Below are 17,828 nucleotides of genomic sequence, written 5' to 3'. Positions count from 1 at the left end.
ATGTCAGACAAAAATTATATTTTGGTATAAATATTTTTACTGGTGCTAAAATATGGAAAGGGAGAAACTAATAAAAAAGCTTTTACATGTTTTAGAGCATACAGAGGAGCATTTTGAAACTATTATTTCACTCCTAAAAGAGCTAAACCTAAACTATAGTGAGTATGAAGAGCTATATAAAAAGTTAAAGGAAGCCAATGAGAAAATTAAGGGAACACTATGAGAGGCTTATTGGTTGGAAGATTTCAACCCTTTCATAATGGACATTTAAATGTTGTCTTAAGTATAATGAAGGAGGTTGATGAGTTAATTATAGTTGTTGGTAGTGCTGAGAAAAGCCATAGCTTAGACAATCCCTTCACAGCTGGAGAAAGGATATTAATGATCTCTAAAACCTTGAGAAAATATAATTTCCCTTTTTATGTCATTCCAATAAAGGATATTGAATTTAACTCCCTCTGGGTTTCTTATGTAGAATCTCTAACTCCTAAGTTTGATGTGGTCTATTCTGGAAATCCATTAGTTAGGGTTCTATTTAAAGAGAGAAACTATAAGGTTAAGAGGCCACAGATGTTTAATAGGAAAGAGCTTTCTGGAGAGGAGATAAGGAGAAGAATGCTCTCAGGAGAGCCTTGGGAAAACCTAGTCCCTAAGGAAGTGGCTGAGGTTATAGAGGAGATTGATGGGGTTAATAGATTAAGAAGCCTCTTAGAGAGTGATAAGTTATGAAACTTGATGAGCTTATAAAATATATTGAAGAAAATATAGATGAAGGAGACTTCATAGAGATCCACATAGGAAGAGCCTTTGTTGAAGGCTACTTAGTGATATTTGAAAAAGGATATATAAAGTTAAAGACTGAAAAATTTGGTGATGTTGAGTTTAACTTAGAAGAAATTTATGAAGATCTCTTAGAGTTTGTCCATATTAAAGATGGAGAGAGGAAAGTTATAGAATTCTATTAAAGGTGGATAGTTGTGTTCAACAAGATTTTAATTGCCAATAGAGGAGAGATAGCTATAAGAATCATAAGAGCCTGCTGGGAGCTTGGGATTAAAACAGTAGCTGTTTACTCAGAAGCTGATAAGAGAAGCTTACATGTTAGCTTAGCTGATGAAGCTTACTGTATTGGCCCAGCTCCTGCTCCTAAGAGTTATTTAAATATTGATGCTATCCTACATGTGGCTGAGAAGGCTAAGGTTGATGCCATACATCCAGGTTATGGTTTCTTAGCAGAGAATGCCAACTTTGCCAGGGCTGTAAAAAAGGCTGGCTTTGAGTTTATAGGCCCACATCCTGATGCTATAGAGGCTATGGGTAGTAAGATAAATGCTAAAAAAATTATGAAAAAGGCAGGAGTTCCTCTTTTACCTGGTAGTGATGGCCCTGTTGAAGATGTAGATGAAGCTATAGAAATTGCTGAAGCTATAGGCTTTCCTGTAGTGGTTAAAGCCTCCGCAGGAGGCGGAGGAATGGGAATGAGTGTAGCCTACTCTAAGGAAGAGTTAGAGAAAGTTATAGAATCTACAAAGTTGATAGCTCAAAATGCCTTTGGAGATTCAACTATCTTTATTGAGAAGTATTTAGAAAATCCAAGACATATAGAGATTCAAATACTTGGAGATAGGTTTGGAAAGATTATACACTTAGGAGATAGGGAATGCTCAATACAGAGAAGGCATCAGAAGTTAATAGAAGAGGCTCCTTCACCAATCATGACTGAAGAGCTAAGAGAGAGAATGGGAGAATCAGCCATAAAGGCTGGGAAGGCTATTAACTATGACAGTGCTGGAACTGTTGAATTCCTTTATCAAGATGGAAACTTCTACTTCTTAGAGATGAACACAAGGATACAGGTTGAGCATACAGTTACAGAGATGATAACTGGAGTAGATCTTGTTAAAGAGATGATAAAAATAGCTGCTGGAGAACCTTTACAATATGACCAAGAAGATATAGAATTTAGAGGGCATGCTATAGAATGTAGGATAAATGCTGAAGATCCATTAAATGACTTTGTCCCAAGCCCTGGAAAAATAAAGCTCTATAGATCTCCAGGAGGTCCAGGGGTTAGGTTGGACAGTGGTGTCTGTGGAGGAGCAGAGATTCCACCATACTATGATCCTCTCATCTCCAAGTTAATAACCTATGGAAGGAATAGGGAAGAGGCTATAGCAAGAATGAGAAGAGCTTTAAAAGAATATGTGATAGTTGGAGTTAAAACAAACATTCCATTCCATAGAGCTGTTTTAGAGGAAGAAGATTTCTTAAAAGGAAATATTTCAACCCACTACATTGAGAAGAAGTTTGAAGAGCTTAAGGATAAGATAGTTAAATATGAGTTAGAGGCGAGAGATCTCTACTCTGTCCTCTCTGAGAAGGTGTTTGAGAGAGGAAAAGAGATAGCTGCTCTCTCAGCAGGGTTATCTTTATATATATCCCAAATTGTTAGAGAAAATGGAGAAGATAGTCCAATAAAGTTTAAAGAGAATAAGTAAAGTGAGACAATGTTAGGGAATGACACCTTAGAAATAAAGGATAGGATTTACATAGATGGATATGATGTTATAGAACTTGCTGAGAGGTTTGGAACACCTCTTTACATCATGTCAGAGGAGCAGATAAAAATTAATTTTAATAGATATGTAGAGGCTTTTAAAAGATACGAGGAAGAGACAGGAAAAGAGTTTATCTTAGCCTATGCCTATAAAGCAAACTCTAACTTAGCCATAACTAAACTCTTAGCTAAGCTTGGCTCTGGAGCTGATGTAGTCAGTGGAGGAGAGTTGTATATAGCTAAGCTCTCTCAAGTGCCTTCAGAGAAGATAGTTTTTAATGGAAATTGTAAGATAAGGGAAGAGATTATAATGGGAATTGAGAGTGAGATAAGGGCTTTCAATGTTGATAGCATAAGTGAGCTTATAATGATAAATGAGATAGCCAAAGAGCTTGGAAAAGAGGCTAATGTAGCCTTTAGAATAAATCCTGATGTTGATCCTAAGACACATCCAAAGATATCAACAGGGTTGAAGAAAAATAAGTTTGGCTTAGACACTAAGACAGCTTTAAAAGCTATAGACATGGCTCTAAAGATGGAAAATATAAACTTTGTTGGACTACACTGTCATATTGGCTCTCAGCTAACTGATGTTTCTCCATTTGTTGAAGCTACTAAAAAGATGATGGAGTTTATCTTAAAATTGAAGGAGAAGAATATAGAGGTTAGAGACTTAAACTTAGGAGGAGGTTTAGGAATCCCTTATCACAAAGATAAGGAAATTCCTACTGTAAAAGATTATGCTAACTCTATAATAGAAACTATATTAAAATTTAAGGATAAAGTTGAGATGCCAAACTTAATTATAGAGCCTGGAAGGAGTATAGTGGCTACAGCTGGCTATTTAGTTGGAAAGGTTTGGCATATAAAAGAGACTGAAGTGACAAAGTGGGTTATGATAGATGCTGGGATGAATGACTTGATGAGGCCAGCTATGTATGATGCCTATCATCATATGGAGAATGCTAAGGTTAAAGGAGAGAAGGAGAAGGTTAGTGTAGCTGGAGGTTTATGTGAAAGTAGTGATGTCTTTGGAAGGGACAGAGAGATAGATAAGGTAGAGGTTGGAGATTATATAGTTATCTTTGATGCTGGAGCCTATGGAATAAGTATGTCAAATAATTACAACTCAAGAGGAAGGCCAAGAATGATCTTAACCTCTAAAAAAGGAGTCTATATCATTAGAGAGAGAGAAACCTTCTCTGATCTGATAGCTAAGGATATAATTCCTCCTCATCTACTTTAAACTCTTTTTAAGGTGGTTAAAATATTATATATTGTTGGTATAGGGAGTGGAGAGAAATTTTTAACTAAGGAAGCTGAGGAAATTTTAAATAAAGTTGATCTCATAGTTTGCTACTCAGGCTATAAAAAGTATGTTGAGAAGTACAATAAGCCTATTTTCACTACAGGAATGAAGAAAGAGATAGAGAGAGTTAAGAAAGCTTTAGAAGAGGCTAAGGATAAAGATGTTGCTTTGGTTTCTACTGGAGACCCTACAATCTATGGATTAGCCTCACTGGCTTATGAGCTAAATAAGGATAATATTAAAATAGAAGTTATTCCAGGAGTTACAGCCTGCTCTATAGCCTCTTCTCTCTTAGGAGCAGTTATAAACCATGACTTTGTTGTTCTCAGCTTGAGCGATCACTTAACTCCACTAAACTTAATTATTAAAAGATTTAAATTAGCTTTGGAAGGAGATTTTATTATTTGCCTCTACAACCCAATAGGGAAGAAGAGAAAAAAACCTTTCTTAGAGGTTGTTGAACTCTTAAAAGATAAAAATTTAGTTATAGGAATAGTTAAAAATGCTGGAAGAGAAAATGAGGAGAAGAAAATAATTAATAGTAAAGAGTTAGTTAAAAATTTAGACTTTTACTTAGACTATATTGATATGAACACCATCCTATTAATTGGAAACTCTAAAACTAAAATTATTGATGGTAAGATGGTAACTCCAAGAGGTTATTTAGAGAAATACTCTATTTAATCTTTTTTAAGGTGGCTGTTTGTAAGATACTAAATAGATCTTCTCCTTCCTTTAACTTCCTAAGAAGCTTTTGAAACAACTCTCCCTCAGGATAGTTTGTTTTTTCTTGAAGCATTAATAACTTAGCCAAAAGTAACAGAAATTTTACATTATACTCTCCATACTCACTAAGTTTTTTAAATCTCTCTAAGGTTTCCTTGTCATAGTTAAGCAACTCTTCTAAATTTAGCTTATCCCTCTCTTCTTCAGTTAGAGGATGAACACTTTCCCAAATCTTCATTAGCTCATCTAAAAATTGCCTTGTTAATTCTTTCTCTTGGAACATTTTTATTAATATATCTACTGTCCAATGTATATGCTTAGGAGTTCTAATATTAGACCACTTTCCATTTTTAAGCTTTTGTCTATACTTTATTAAAATATCTGCTGGACTTTTCTTTCCCTTATAGATGGCTAAGATAAATTTATCATTAACCTTTATTACACTAATTGGGTAAATCTTCTGACCCTTCTCTTTAAAACTCATAAGTTCTTTTAAATTCTCTCCTTCTATATTTACCACCATTTTATACTCTCTTTAAATTTACTAAGCTTTTCATCACTCTCAGGTTTTCTAAACACAAATAGGTGTTCATACTTAAGCAATAAAAAGTTTAGCTCTTGAGATCTTTTTTTCCATAGTGGTGTAACTCTCATATTATGTTGAATTTTTATAATATCTTCCTTTAAAATAAATCCTTCCTCTAAGAAGGCTTGCATTACTCTAAAGGATACTGGAACATGGTGTTTATTTCTCCTTGTATCTCCTATTAGAATAGCACAATATCTTCCAGGCTTTAAGACTCTAAAAAACTCTCTTGCCACTTTTCTCATCTCATTTACAAAGTCTTCAACAGATCTCACTTTAGACAGATCTCCATCAACCTCTGACTTCTTTGTATATTTAACAATATTAACATATGGAGGATGGGTAGCTATAAGATCTATACTTTCATCTTCAATCTTATCTAAATTCCTTGCATCTCCAACAAAAACCTTTATCCAAGTTTTTGGCTTTTCATTAATGTCTAAGGGGTTATAGTTAAATCTAAGCCTATCTAAAGTTAGCATAACAGCATCTCTATTTATATCAACTCCTATAGCATTTCTAAATAATAGCTTAGCCTCTATAAGTGTGGTTCCAGAGCCTACAAAGGGATCTAATACTGTTTCTCCTTCCTTAGAGTATCTTAATATTAAATTCCTTGCCACTTGAGGAGCCCAATTTCCTCTATACTTAGAGTTTAAGTAATGTGTTGCCCAATCTCCTCTTTTAGGAAAGCTCCAGACATTTGTAGGCTCTAACTCAAAATTGTCTGGCTGAAATTTCTTTATTTTCCAGTCTTTCCCTATTTCAAGTTTTGTATCCTCTATGGTTACATAGCTATGCTCTTTGATAAATTCAAAATAATCATCATAAGTCACTTCTTTCATAGATTAACCTCCTAAATCTATTTAAATAAATTAATAACTATTAACACAAAAAATATATAACATTGGAATACAATTTAATTATTTAGCTTAACTTTCTATTTTAGGAGGTGAGAAATCCTATGGTTTTTGGTGGAGCTGCTAAAGAAGCAATGAGTTCTGAGGAGATTTTAAAGGCTGTTGTTATGATGCTGGATGAGATTATAAATGATACTACAGTTCCAAGAAACATAAGAGGAGCTGCTGAGAAGGCTAAGGAGATAATTTTAAATGAAGCTGAAGAACCAATAGTTAGAAGTGCTAAGGCTATAGATGTTTTAAATGAAATTGAAAATGATCCAAACATGCCACCATATACAAGAACTCAGATATGGAATATTGTCAGTGAATTAGAGAGAGTTAAGTAAGAGATCTAATAAATTTAACTTAGCCTGCTCTTCTAAGACTTCAACTTTGATATAAGCTTCTTCTAAACTCTTTCCCAATGCTACAATACCATGATCTTTTAAAATAATCACATCTCCATCCTGCTTAGAAACCTCTTCAGCAAGCTCTAAACTTCCAGGCTCTAAAAAATCAACATAACTAATTTTTTTAATGAAGTGTTTTCCCTCAAAGGTTTTCATCTCAATCTCTCTTCTACTTCCTATATAGGTTGAGAGTAAAGAATGAGTGTGAATAATAGCTTTAACATCCTCTCTTTTTTGGTATATCTTAAGGTGTAAATTTAACTCTGAAGATGGCTTTCCTCTGACAACCTCTCCATTCAATTTAACTATAGCCAAGTCATTCCAATCCAAGAAGCCAAGGATTGAGCCAGTTGGAGTTATATAAATTCTATCTCCCTCTCTGATAGAAATGTTCCCTCCACTTCCCACTACATACTTTCTATTATAGAGAGCTTTACAAACCTCTATGATGTTCAAGTGATCACCTTCACTAAGATGATGATATTAATAATGTATAAGATAGCTATTAAAATATATAAAATAAGTATTTTTAGTCTCAAGATTCTAAAGTTTTTCTTAGTTTCCTCTAAAATTTTTAAATAGATTATTGAGACTAACAAAATTTCCCTAATTTTCTTTTCATTCTCCATCTTTTCCAATTTTTTCTCACTCTCTTTAATTTTTAGGTCTACTCTTTTCTCAATCTCTAAAAGTTTCCTTGAGAGAACATCAATTCTTTCATTTATGTCCATAGTTTCACCAATTTAAAATATATAATGTTTATTAACTATTTTTTTCAAATTATGAACTAAAAATAAATTTTCTTGGAGGTGGCTGTATGTTTCTAACAATGGATAACTTTGATTTCAATAACAAAAGTGTTGTTGTTAGGGTAGATATTAACTGTCCATTGGATCCAGACAGTGGAGAGATATTAGATGACAAAAGAATTAGAGAGGTTTGTGACACTTTAAAAGAGCTTATAAACAGTGAGGCTAAAGTTACTATCTTAGCCCATCAGAGTAGGCCAGGAAAGAAAGACTTTACCTCCCTAAGTGAGCATTGTAAGGTTTTAAGTGAGCATTTAAATCATGAAGTTGAGTTTATTGATGAGTTGTTTAGTAGGAGAGTTAGAGAGAGAATATTAAACTTAGAACCTGGAGAAGCTATTATGTTAGAGAATGTAAGATTTAGCTCAGAGGAAGTTTTAAGTGATTGGAAGAAGTGGGAGGGAATTACTCCAAAGAAACAGGGAGAAACTTACTTCATTAAAAAGTTAGCTCCTCTCTTTAATTACTTTATAAATGATGCTTTTCCAGCAGCCCATAGGGCTCAGCCTTCTTTAGTTGGCTTCTCCTACTACATGCCAGCTATTGCTGGGAGGTTGATGGAGAAGGAGATTAAAGTGTTATCTAAAGTTAGGGATGATCCTGAAAATCCCTGTGTTTATTCCTTAGGGGGGGCTAAGGCTGATGACTCTATAAAGATTATGATGAATGTTATAGAGAAGGTTGATAAGATATTAACTTCGGGAGTTGTAGGGAACATCTTTTTAATAGCTAAGGGCTATGACTTAGGAAGGGAGAATAAAGAGATTATAAAGAATCTTGGCTTAGAGGGAGAGATAGAGAAGGCTAAGAAGTTATTGGAAAAATATGGAGAAAAAATATTAACTCCTGTAGATTTAGCCTTAGAGGTTGATGGAGAGAGAGTTGAGAGGAAAGTTACTGAGAAGATAGATAAGCCTGCCTATGATATAGGTAGTGAAACCATTGAAATTTATAGTGAAGTATTAAAAGAGGCTAAGACAATAGTAGCCAATGGCCCTGCAGGAGTTTTTGAAAAAGAAAAGTTTAGCTATGGGACAAGAAAGTTGTTAGAGGCTATGGCTAACTCTAAAGCCTTCACTGTCATAGGTGGAGGGCATCTATCAGCTGTTGCTGAACTCTATGGCTTTTCTGATAAGATTGATCATATTAGTACTGGAGGAGGTTCAACTCTCTCCTTCCTCTCTGGGGAGAGATTGCCAGTTATTGAAGTCCTAAAAATGTCTTATGAAAAATATTAGAGTATAGGGATATATAAATGATACGGATAGAGGAATATATAGAAACTATCTATAAGTTGTCAAAAAATAGGAGGGTTAAGGTTAAAGATATCTGTGAACATCTTAACTTATCTCCTTCAACTGTTTCAGAGATGATAAAGAAATTGAAGAACTTAGGTTATATTGAGCATGAGAAATATGGGGAGATAAGGCTAACTGAGAAAGGAGAGAACTTAGCTAAGAGGTTGGATAGAAAACATACCATCCTAAAAGAATTCTTTATCTTCTTAGGGATTGATGAAAAAACTGCTGATGAAGATGCCTGTAAGATAGAGCATATAATAAGTGAGAAAACCATAAGTAAGATAGAAGAGTTCCTTAAAAAGATGAAAGAGGGTTAGTTATGTATGACACCATAATTATAGGAGCTGGGCCAAGTGGATTAACAGCTGGAATTTATGCCATGAGGGGAAAGTTAAAAGCCCTATGTATAGAAAAAGAGAATGCTGGGGGTAGAATAGCTGAGGCTGGGATAGTTGAAAACTATCCTGGATTTGAGGAAATTAGAGGGTTTGAATTAGCTGAGAGATTTAGAAAGCATGCTGAAAAATTTAAACTACCTATTGTTTATGAGGAAGTTGTTGATATAGAGATAGGGGAAGGGAAGCATAAGGTTATAACAAATAAGAATGAGTATGAAACTAAGACTATCTTAATAGCAACTGGAACTAAGCCAAAGAGGTTAGGAATAGAGGAGAAATTTATAGGAAAGGGGGTTAGTTACTGTACTATGTGTGATGCCTTCTTCTACCTAAATAAGGATGTTATTGTCTTTGGGAGAGACACCCCAGCAGTGATGAGTGCCATAAATTTAAAGGATATAGCCAAAAAAATAATTTTGATAACTGACAAAAGTGATTTAAAAGTTGCTGAGCCTATAATGCTTGATAGACTAAAAGAAATTAAAAATTTAGAGATTATTTACAATGCTAAGCCTTTAAAAATCTTAGGAGAGGAGAAGGCTGAGGGAATTAAGATAGAGGTTGATGGGAAAGAGATGGATATTAAAGCTGATGGAATCTTTATAAGCTTAGGGCATGAGCCAAACACTGAATTTTTAAAAGGGAAGGTTAAGTTGGATAAGAGAGGGTTTATTATAACTGATGAAAATTGTAGAACCAACATTAAAGGCATCTATGCAGCTGGAGATGTTAGAGGAGGAGTTATGCAAGTGGCTAAAGCTGTTGGAGATGGCTGTATAGCTATGGCCAATATTATTAAAGAAGTGAAAGGGTGAAACCCTTGGAAGAGGCTAAAATGAAATGTGGTTTAGAGATACATGTCCAGATAGACACTAAGTCAAAACTCTTCTGTAGCTGTCCAACTAACTATTTAGATGTTGAGCCTAACACTAATGTCTGCCCCATCTGTCTTGGCCTACCAGGAGCTAAGCCAATGGCTCCAAATAAAAGGGCTGTTGAAATAGCCATAATGGTTGCAAGAATGTTGGGTTGTAAAATCATAACTGATAAGGAAATTTACTTCCAGAGGAAACACTATGACTATCCTGATCTCCCAAGTGGTTATCAGAGGACATCAACACCTATAGGGGTAGATGGAGAATTCTTAGGCATAGGGATAGAGGAGGTTCACTTAGAAGAGGATCCTGGACAGTACAATCCAAGCTTAGGGTTAGTTGATTATAACAGAAGTGGAACTCCTTTAATAGAGATAGTTACAAAGCCAGATATAAAGAGTCCTGAAGAGGCAAGAGCTTTCTTAAAAAATTTAATGACTCTCTTTAGATATCTTGGCTCCTTAAGAGGAGAAGGAACAATGAGAGCTGATGTTAACATCTCTATAAACTATATGGGTGTCCAGGGAGAGAGGGTTGAGGTTAAAAACATAAACTCAATAAAAGGAGTTTATAAGGTTTTAAAGTATGAATTAATTAGACAAAAAAACATTATAAAGAGAGGAGGGAAGGTTAAGAGGGAAACAAGAGCTTTCTTAGAGAGTCAGATGATAACTAAGAGCATGAGAGCAAAGGAAACAGCTGAAGATTATAGATATATTCCAGATCCTGACATACAGCCTATTATTATAACTGAAGATTGGTTAAGAAAGATAGAGGAAGAGATGCCAGAAACTCCTTTAGAGAAGAAGAAGAGATTTATAGAGGAATATGGAGTTAATGAGAAAGATGCTGAAGTCTTAGTTTCAGATTTAGACATGGCTGAGCTTTTTGAGAAAGTTGTTAAAGCTTTAGGGAAAGAGGATGTTGATCTTGCAGTCACATGGATAAGGAATGAGCTTAGGAGATCACTGCAGTATCATAAAGTTGATCTCTATGAGAGTGGCATTAAGCCAGAGCATATGGTTGAGCTAATTAAGCTGATAAAGGATGAAGTAATCTCTCAAAAGATAGCTAAGGATTTGGTTGATGAGCTTGTCATAAATAGAGGAAAAAAGACTCCTAAGGAAATTGTTGAAGAGAAAGGACTAAAGGTTATTAAAGATACTAACTTCTTAGAGAAGGCAGTTGAGGAAGCCATTAAAAACAATCCTAAGGCAGTTGAAGACTATCTAAGTGGTAAGAAGGAAGCTTTAAACTTCCTTATGGGGCAAGTTATGAAAATAACCAAAGGAAGAGCTGAGCCAAGGAGGGTTATTGAACTCCTTAAAAAGAAGCTTGATAATTAGCCAATATAATGTTTATATAGCTAAATCTATTTTTTAATAGGGTAAAAAATTTAGAGGTTGAAAAAATGGGTAATGCTACACCTAAGAAAAAACTTGCAATAGTTACATGTATGGATGCCAGGCTTGTGAATTTCCTCTCTGAAAAATTAGGAATAAAAAGAGGAGATGCTAAAGTTATTAAAAATGCTGGGAATGTGGTAACTGATGATGTTATAAGGTCTCTTGTTGTAGCAATTTATTGCTTGGGAGTAGAGAAGATTTGGGTTATTGGACATACTGACTGTGGGATGAAGTCAGTTGATGTTGAAAGCATTAAAAGGGAGATGATTAAGAGAGGAGCAAATCCTTACTTCACTCCAAATTTCAAATGCTGGTTAAATAAAATTGATGATGAAGAGGAAAATGTCATTAAAGGAGTAGAGCTTATAAAAAACCACCCAGCAATTCCAAATGATATAGAAGTTGAAGGATATATAATAGATATTGAGACTGGAGAGTTAAAGAAGCTTTGTTAATTTATTTTAAAAGGAATAGATAATGTTTTTTTGATTTAATTTTTTATTTTTAACGTTAAAATTTTTTGGTGATCAAATGAGATTTTTTAACCGAGAGAAAGAGATTAGAGAAATTCTTTCTATTTTGGAGTTTGAGCCTAATTTTATCTATTTTATTTATGGGCCTATTAATAGTGGGAAAACAGCTTTAATTAACGAAGTTATTAATAAGCTTGATGATAAATATGTGGTGTTTTACATAAATCTTAGAAGATACTTTATTTCTAAATATGAAGATTTTATAGAGGTTCTCTTTGAGGAGTATGAAGAGGATAAAGACCCTATTGAATTGGTTAAAGGTTTAATTAAAGATTCTTCTGTTCTCTTTGGAATTCCTGTTCCTAAGAACGTTTTAGAAGTGTTATTAACAAAAAAAGAAGAGAAGAACGTTTTTAGGTATATAACTAATATTTTATTAGAGCTTAGGAAAGAGGGAAAGAAGCCGATAATTATCTTAGACGAGCTTCAAAAGATAGGGGATTTAAAAATTAACGGCTTTTTGATTTATGAGCTTTTTAATTACTTCATAAGTTTAACTAAAGAGCTTCATTTATCTTATGTATTTTGTTTAAGTTCAGATTCTTTATTTATTGAGAAAGTTTATAATGAAGCGATGTTAAACGGTAGAGCTAAATATTTATTAGTTGACGACTTTGATAAAGAGACTGCTTTAAAGTTTATGGATTTTTTAGCTGAAAGCATTTTAGATAAAAAACTCTCAAATGAAGAAAAAGAATTAATTTATTCCTACGTTGGAGGGAAACCTGTAGATATAATTTACGTCATCCAAGAACTCAAAATTAAAAATCTAAAAGAAATATTAGACTACTTACTAAACGATACTACTCAAAAGTTAAGTACATTCTTAGAGATCTTAAATTACTCAAAACCAAAAATACAAATTGAAAGTGAAACTATTGAGTTAAAAAAAGAAGAGATAATTAAAGCTCTCAAATTGTTCAAAGAGAAATATGAAATAGACAGAAAAGAAATTCCTACTCCAATTTATATTTACTTAGTCAAGAAGAACATTTTATTCTTAGATCCTATTAAAGGAACTTTAAAGCCACAGAGCTTTTTAGTTTGGAATGCTATAAAAAGAGTTATATAAATTAAAAAAGAATAAAAAAAGTTTAAAGTTATAAGTTATACTAAAAATTTAAATTGTGTGATGGTTATGGATGAGAAGTTAAAGTTTTTGGAAGCTTTATACTATCTACTACTAAGCTATAAAAACTTAGACAAGGATGATATTACTAAGGCATTATATTATATAGAAATGTCAATAAATGCTGATGAATCCTTAGAGATAAACAAGCTTATAAAAGCCTTAATAATGGATTTAGAGGGAAAAATTAATAAAGAGATAGAGATATGTGAATCTTTACTAAAAGAAGGAAAAAATCCAATAGTCAAAGTTTTGTTAATGAATATCCTAATGTTAGTTGATTCTAAAAAAGCTCTTGAATATATAAAGAATTTAGAATTTAAAGAATCAATAATTTTAAGTTTAACTGAGCTTCTTTGCTTAGAAAGTTTGGGAAAGTTTAAAGATATGATAGAAATTTGTGATAGGCTCTTAATTAAGTATCCAGATTCTCTTTTACTTCTCACAAAAAAGGCTTATGCTCTAAGAGGGTTAGGAAGATATGAAGAAGCTTTATCTGTAATTGAGAAAGGTTTAGAGTTGGATCCAGATAATAGAGTTCTCTTATACATGAAAGGATCCTTACTAAGAAGGTTAGGAAATTACCATAAGGCATATGAAACATTTAAAAAATTAATTGATGAGCTTAATGTTAGATGGTTAGATGCTATAAAACACCTTGTTTCTCTCTGTTTAGTTCTTGGGAAGTTTGATGAGGCTGTAAAGTATGCTAAGATGGGATTAGAAATTAGAGATGATGACACAACATTATGGTACTACTTGGGACAAGCTTATGAAGAATTGGGAGAGGAAAATAAGGCTATTGAAGCCTATAATAGATGTGTAGCCCTATATCCTGATAATGTAAGAGCTTTACTAAACTTAGCAAGACTCTATGAGGAAAGGGGAGAGATGGAAAAGGCTGTTAATCATTATGAGAAAGCTATGGCTAAGAGGCATAAGGATATATCAAGATAATATAAAGATAGGGAAGAAACATGAAAGAGATAATAAAGGAAGAAGTGAAGAAAAAGATATTAGAAAAATTTAATGTTGATATTGAAGTTAATGTTGATGAACCTCCCAAGATAGAGATGGGAGACTTTTCTGTCAATGTAGCTTTTAGGTTAGCTAAGGAATTAAAAAGAAATCCTAAGGAGATTGCAGAGGAACTTGTAAAAGATTTAAAAGTAGAGGGAGTTAAGGAGATAAAGGTAGTTAATGGCTACATAAACTTTTACTTAGACTATGAAATTTATGGAAGGCAAGTTATTGGAGAGATTCTTGAGAAAAAAAGTGACTATGGAAGAGGGGAGAAGAAGGAAAAGATTATTTTAGAGCATACTTCAGCCAATCCTAATGGTCCTTTACATATAGGACATTTAAGAAATGCCATTATTGGAGACTGTTTAAAGAGAATCTTGGAGTTTTATGGCTATGAGGTTGAAACTCACTACTATGTCAATGACATGGGCAGACAGATGGCTTTAGTGGTTTATGGAATTGAAAAATTTGGATTAGATAAGGAGAAAAAGAAAGATCATGCTATAGCTGAGGTTTATGTTAAGATCAACAAATATTTAGAGGAGCATAAGGAAGAGGAGGAAAAGATTAGTGAATTGATGAAGCTCTATGAGGAGAGCTTAGAGAAGAATGAAGAAAATGAAATAACTAAAAAATTTGAGTTTGCTGTCAATTATGCCTTAGAGGGAATTAAAGAAACCTTAAAGAACTTGGATATAGAGCATGATAAATTTGTTTGGGAAAGCTCTTATGTAAGAAATGGCTTAGTTAAGGAAGTAATAAAGAGGTTAATGGAAACTGGAAAGGTTATTAAGGAAGATACTTACCTCCTCTCCTTAGAAGACTTTGGAATTGAGAAGAAGATGGTTTTAGCAAGGTCTAATGGAACCTCTCTATATTCAACAAGAGATATAGCCTATCACTTGGATAAGTTGAGAAATGCTGACATAGTTATAGATGTCTTAGGGGCTGACCATAAACTAACTGCTGAAATGGTTAAAGCTGCTTTAAAACTCTTAGGCTGTGAGAAAGAGCCTGAGATAGTGTTTTATGAATTCATTTCCCTACCAGAGGGGTCAATGAGTACAAGGAAGGGAAGGTTTATTAGTGCTGATGAACTCTTAGAAGAGGCTTTAAAGAGGGCTAAAGAAGAGTGTGAAAAAAGAAATGTTTCAGTTGAGAGAGATATAGCCTTAGGATCAGTTAGATTCAACATAGCTAAAGTTTCTCCAGAGAAGCCATTGATCTTTAGATGGGAAGAGGCTTTAGACTTTGAAAAGGTTGGCTGTCCTTTAATTCAGTATGCCCATGTTAGAGCCTCCTCAATATTGAGAGAAGCTAATGATAGTGAGAGCTTAAACTTCTCATATAACTTAGAGAAGGAAGAGAAAGAATTGATAAAAATGCTTGATAAGTTTAAGGAAGTTATTAAAGAATCTGCTGAGAAAAGGAGAGTTCATATATTGGCAAACTATTTAATAGAGTTGGCCAAGAAGTTCAATAAATTCTATGAGAAGTGCCCAATTTTAAAGAGTGAATATAAAAGGGAGAGATTGGCATTAGTGAAGGCTACAAAGATAGTTATCAAAAATGGTTTAAATTTACTTGGAATTAAAGCTCCTGAGAGGATGTAAAATGACTCAAATGATCTCTGCTAAGAGAGGAGAAGTGACTGAAGAGATGAAAATAATAGCTAAGGAGGAAAAAATAGAGCTGGAAAAACTTGTTAGATATGTAGCTAAGGGCTATGTAGTTATTCCTAAAAATGTTAATAGGGAGTGTAAGCCTGTAGGAATAGGGAAGGGGTTAAGAACTAAGGTTAATGCCAATATAGGAACCTCTCCTGACTTAGTGGATATAAACTTAGAGATTGAAAAAGCTAAGGTTGCTGAGAAGTATGGAGCAGATACAATAATGGACCTAAGTACTGGAGGAGACTTAAAAGAGATAAGAAAGGCTATTCTAAACAATAGCAAGCTACCAGTTGGAACTGTTCCAATCTATGAGGTTGGAAAGATAGCTAAGGAGAAGTATGGAAGAGTTGTAGATATGGATGAGGACTTAATCTTTAAGGTTATTGAAAATCAAGCAAAGGAAGGAGTAGACTTTATGACTCTCCACTGTGGAATAACTAAGGAGAGTGTTGAAAGGCTAAAAAAAAGTGGAAGAGTTTTAGGAATAGTTAGTAGAGGTGGCTCTTTCTTAGCAGCCTACATAGTTCATAACAATGAAGAAAATCCTCTCTATAAGAATTATGACTATCTCTTAGACATCTTGAAAGAGTATGATGTTACCATAAGCTTAGGAGATGGGATGAGACCAGGTTGTTTATTGGATAATACAGACAGAGCTCAGATAGAAGAGCTTATCATCTTAGGAGAACTTGTTGAGAGAGCAAGAGAGAAAGGAGTTCAGTGTATGGTTGAAGGGCCTGGGCATGTGCCAATAAATAACATAGAGGCAAACATAAGGATACAAAAGAGTGTTTGTAAGAATGCTCCTTTCTATGTTTTAGGGCCAGTGGTTACAGATATAGCTCCTGGTTATGATCACATAACAGCAGCCATTGGAGGAGCCTTAGCTGGCTATTATGGAGCTGACTTTCTATGCTATGTCACTCCTGCAGAGCATTTAAGGTTACCAACAGTTGAGGATGTGAAAGAGGGAGTTATAGTAACCAAAATAGCTGCTCAAGCTGCAGATGTGGCTAAGGGAAATAAAATAGCCTGGGAGCTTGAGAAGAGAATGGCATATGCAAGGAGAAACCAAGACTGGGAAGAGATGTTTAAAATAGCCATTGATGGAGAGAAGGCTAAGAGAATGAGAGAAGAGATTCCATCAAAAGATGAAAAAGCTTGTTCAATCTGTGGAGAATACTGTGCTTTACTTTTAGCAAAAAAATTAGATTAAACCAAGAGCATCCTCTATTTGTAAAATCTCTGGCCCTGTTGTGTCTCCACCAACTATAATTCCTTTTGTATTGGCTATAATCCCTGAACCTACTGAAGTACTTCCTTTATTAACTGTTCCCTTCCCACAGTATTCAACTTTAAATAGCTCTTTTAAAGCCTTTAATTCATCCTCTTCAACTAATGGATGAGTAAATAATCCCTTATTTGTTACAACAGCATTACTTCCAACAGTTGGAAGATCAGCTATGGTTCCAACTTCAGTTGGTAAGTTGAAGATATCCTCAATCTCTTTTTTGAAATCCTCTAACTCCTTTGAGATTAAGCAACCATAGTCATTAACCAATATTAAATTTCCTAAGGCAGTGTTTTTAACATTTATTATTTCTACACTGACATCTAAGCCTAACTCTCTAATGAAATTTTTTATCCCTTCAACCTCTTCATCCTCAACAATTCCAGGGAGTAAGATAACCCTACTATTAGCAGCTGCTAAAGAGCCAATTAAAGAGCTGTTGGCTATATTTGTTTTAAAAACCTCAGTCTTTAAAGCTTCCTTCACTTCTGAAACATCTTTCTCAGATAAAAAGAGAGGTAGAAGGGTTAGCTCCTCAGTGGTTAGAGCAAGAACTCCAATATTTGGAATTCCTGAGAAATACTTTCTTATTATCATATAAATCACTCTAAGAGTTCAGCTATGACAGTTCCATCTTCAGTTTTTACAGCTTTAACCCTAACCCTTGCTGGAGGCTTCTCTATCCCTCTCTCCCAAACCTTCTCATTCAACTCATTACTTATCTTAACCTCCTTAGCCTTCATATGTCTCATTAAAAACTCTCTTATCTTTTTTATAGCTCTTGGAGCTCTCTTTTTTCTTGTTGATTTGTTTATAACATCCCTAAGAGAGATGGTGTATATTCTTTCCATGTTTCCCACCTTTAAAGATTCCTCCATGGGTTATTTTAAACAAAGATAT

At 34.0% G+C, this 17,828-nt stretch carries 22 protein-coding genes; 16 read left to right on the top strand and 6 right to left on the bottom strand.

The window, feature by feature from the left end; translation table 11 throughout:
* Positions 1-52 precede the first annotated feature (52 nt).
* The 6 genes from METIN_RS07705 to cobJ are packed head-to-tail and all read left to right on the top strand — an operon-like array spanning position 53 to position 4,550.
* On the top strand, positions 53-223 hold the full coding sequence (locus METIN_RS07705; protein WP_013099846.1) for a hypothetical protein: 171 nt from the start codon (positions 53-55) through the stop codon (positions 221-223).
* On the top strand, positions 220-729 hold the full coding sequence (locus tag METIN_RS02145) for a nicotinamide-nucleotide adenylyltransferase (RefSeq protein ID WP_013099845.1): 510 nt from the start codon (positions 220-222) through the stop codon (positions 727-729). Before METIN_RS07705 ends, METIN_RS02145 begins: the two co-directional genes overlap by 4 nt.
* On the top strand, positions 726-965 hold the full coding sequence (locus METIN_RS02140; protein ID WP_013099844.1) for a DUF2097 family protein: 240 nt from the start codon (positions 726-728) through the stop codon (positions 963-965). The genes METIN_RS02145 and METIN_RS02140 overlap by 4 nt, the downstream gene beginning before the upstream one ends.
* Positions 966-977: 12 nt before the next feature.
* On the top strand, positions 978-2,498 hold the full coding sequence (locus METIN_RS02135; RefSeq protein WP_013099843.1) for an acetyl-CoA carboxylase biotin carboxylase subunit: 1,521 nt from the start codon (positions 978-980) through the stop codon (positions 2,496-2,498).
* Positions 2,499-2,507: 9 nt separating this feature from the next.
* Entirely contained in the window at positions 2,508-3,803 is a 1,296-nt protein-coding gene (gene lysA, locus METIN_RS02130) for a diaminopimelate decarboxylase (RefSeq protein WP_013099842.1), read from the top strand.
* 21 nt (positions 3,804-3,824) lie between these two features.
* On the top strand, positions 3,825-4,550 hold the full coding sequence (gene cobJ / locus METIN_RS02125; RefSeq protein ID WP_048203512.1) for a precorrin-3B C(17)-methyltransferase: 726 nt from the start codon (positions 3,825-3,827) through the stop codon (positions 4,548-4,550).
* Here the strand turns inward: cobJ and METIN_RS02120 are convergent.
* Both METIN_RS02120 and METIN_RS02115 read right to left on the bottom strand, forming a co-directional pair.
* Entirely contained in the window at positions 4,543-5,115 is a 573-nt protein-coding gene (locus tag METIN_RS02120; protein WP_013099840.1) for a hypothetical protein, read from the bottom strand. The genes cobJ and METIN_RS02120 overlap by 8 nt on opposite strands.
* The gene (locus METIN_RS02115) at positions 5,106-6,023 is read right to left on the bottom strand and encodes a TRM11 family SAM-dependent methyltransferase (RefSeq protein WP_013099839.1); all 918 of its coding nucleotides are present in this window, start codon (positions 6,021-6,023) and stop codon (positions 5,106-5,108) included. The genes METIN_RS02120 and METIN_RS02115 overlap by 10 nt, the downstream gene beginning before the upstream one ends.
* Before the next feature lie 119 nt (positions 6,024-6,142).
* Here METIN_RS02115 and METIN_RS02110 point away from each other — a divergent pair, with 119 nt between their 5' ends.
* On the top strand, positions 6,143-6,427 hold the full coding sequence (locus METIN_RS02110) for a UPF0147 family protein (RefSeq protein WP_013099838.1): 285 nt from the start codon (positions 6,143-6,145) through the stop codon (positions 6,425-6,427).
* On the opposite strand, the gene fucA is transcribed toward METIN_RS02110, so the two are convergent.
* A complete protein-coding gene (gene fucA / locus METIN_RS02105) occupies positions 6,410-6,946 on the bottom strand; it encodes an L-fuculose phosphate aldolase (protein ID WP_013099837.1) in 537 nt (178 codons plus the stop codon). The two genes, METIN_RS02110 and fucA, sit on opposite strands and share 18 nt — an antisense overlap.
* A complete protein-coding gene (locus METIN_RS02100; RefSeq protein ID WP_013099836.1) occupies positions 6,943-7,221 on the bottom strand; it encodes a hypothetical protein in 279 nt (92 codons plus the stop codon). The genes fucA and METIN_RS02100 overlap by 4 nt, the downstream gene beginning before the upstream one ends.
* 86 nt (positions 7,222-7,307) lie before the next feature.
* Here METIN_RS02100 and METIN_RS02095 point away from each other — a divergent pair, with 86 nt between their 5' ends.
* From METIN_RS02095 to thiC, 9 genes are all read left to right on the top strand, one after another.
* Positions 7,308-8,537, top strand: coding sequence for a phosphoglycerate kinase (locus METIN_RS02095; protein WP_013099835.1), 1,230 nt, complete (start codon positions 7,308-7,310; stop codon positions 8,535-8,537).
* 17 nt (positions 8,538-8,554) lie between these two features.
* Positions 8,555-8,917 (top strand): metal-dependent transcriptional regulator, encoded by a 363-nt coding sequence (locus METIN_RS02090; protein ID WP_013099834.1) that lies wholly within the window; start codon positions 8,555-8,557, stop codon positions 8,915-8,917.
* A gap of 2 nt (positions 8,918-8,919) precedes the next feature.
* A complete protein-coding gene (gene trxR, locus METIN_RS02085) occupies positions 8,920-9,813 on the top strand; it encodes a F420-dependent thioredoxin reductase (protein ID WP_013099833.1) in 894 nt (297 codons plus the stop codon).
* 20 nt (positions 9,814-9,833) lie between these two features.
* Positions 9,834-11,219: an Asp-tRNA(Asn)/Glu-tRNA(Gln) amidotransferase subunit GatB gene (gene gatB / locus METIN_RS02080; protein WP_048203508.1), complete on the top strand. Its 1,386-nt coding sequence runs from the start codon at positions 9,834-9,836 to the stop codon at positions 11,217-11,219.
* Positions 11,220-11,284: 65 nt separating this feature from the next.
* Entirely contained in the window at positions 11,285-11,734 is a 450-nt protein-coding gene (locus METIN_RS02075) for a beta-class carbonic anhydrase (RefSeq protein WP_013099831.1), read from the top strand.
* Positions 11,735-11,810: 76 nt separating this feature from the next.
* Positions 11,811-12,884, top strand: a complete 1,074-nt coding sequence (locus METIN_RS02070) for an ATP-binding protein (protein WP_013099830.1) — start codon at positions 11,811-11,813, stop codon at positions 12,882-12,884.
* A gap of 66 nt (positions 12,885-12,950) precedes the next feature.
* A complete protein-coding gene (locus METIN_RS02065) occupies positions 12,951-13,898 on the top strand; it encodes a tetratricopeptide repeat protein (RefSeq protein ID WP_048203307.1) in 948 nt (315 codons plus the stop codon).
* Positions 13,899-13,918: 20 nt separating this feature from the next.
* Positions 13,919-15,577: an arginine--tRNA ligase gene (gene argS / locus METIN_RS02060; RefSeq protein ID WP_013099828.1), complete on the top strand. Its 1,659-nt coding sequence runs from the start codon at positions 13,919-13,921 to the stop codon at positions 15,575-15,577.
* 1 nt (position 15,578) lies between these two features.
* Complete coding sequence (gene thiC / locus METIN_RS02055) at positions 15,579-16,853, top strand: phosphomethylpyrimidine synthase (protein WP_013099827.1); 1,275 nt, start codon at positions 15,579-15,581, stop codon at positions 16,851-16,853.
* Here thiC and METIN_RS02050 read toward each other — a convergent pair.
* The gene (locus METIN_RS02050; protein WP_013099826.1) at positions 16,845-17,525 is read right to left on the bottom strand and encodes a translation initiation factor IF-6; all 681 of its coding nucleotides are present in this window, start codon (positions 17,523-17,525) and stop codon (positions 16,845-16,847) included. The genes thiC and METIN_RS02050 overlap by 9 nt on opposite strands.
* A gap of 5 nt (positions 17,526-17,530) precedes the next feature.
* Positions 17,531-17,779, bottom strand: a complete 249-nt coding sequence (locus tag METIN_RS02045) for a 50S ribosomal protein L31e (RefSeq protein WP_013099825.1) — start codon at positions 17,777-17,779, stop codon at positions 17,531-17,533.
* Positions 17,780-17,828 lie beyond the last annotated feature (49 nt).

Source organism: Methanocaldococcus infernus ME, from assembly GCF_000092305.1.
GTDB classification, from domain to species: Archaea; AGJL01; Methanococci; order Methanococcales; family Methanocaldococcaceae; genus Methanocaldococcus; species Methanocaldococcus infernus.
Note: the sequence above shows the minus strand (reverse complement) of the source record. Positions and strands in the feature narration are given on the sequence as shown.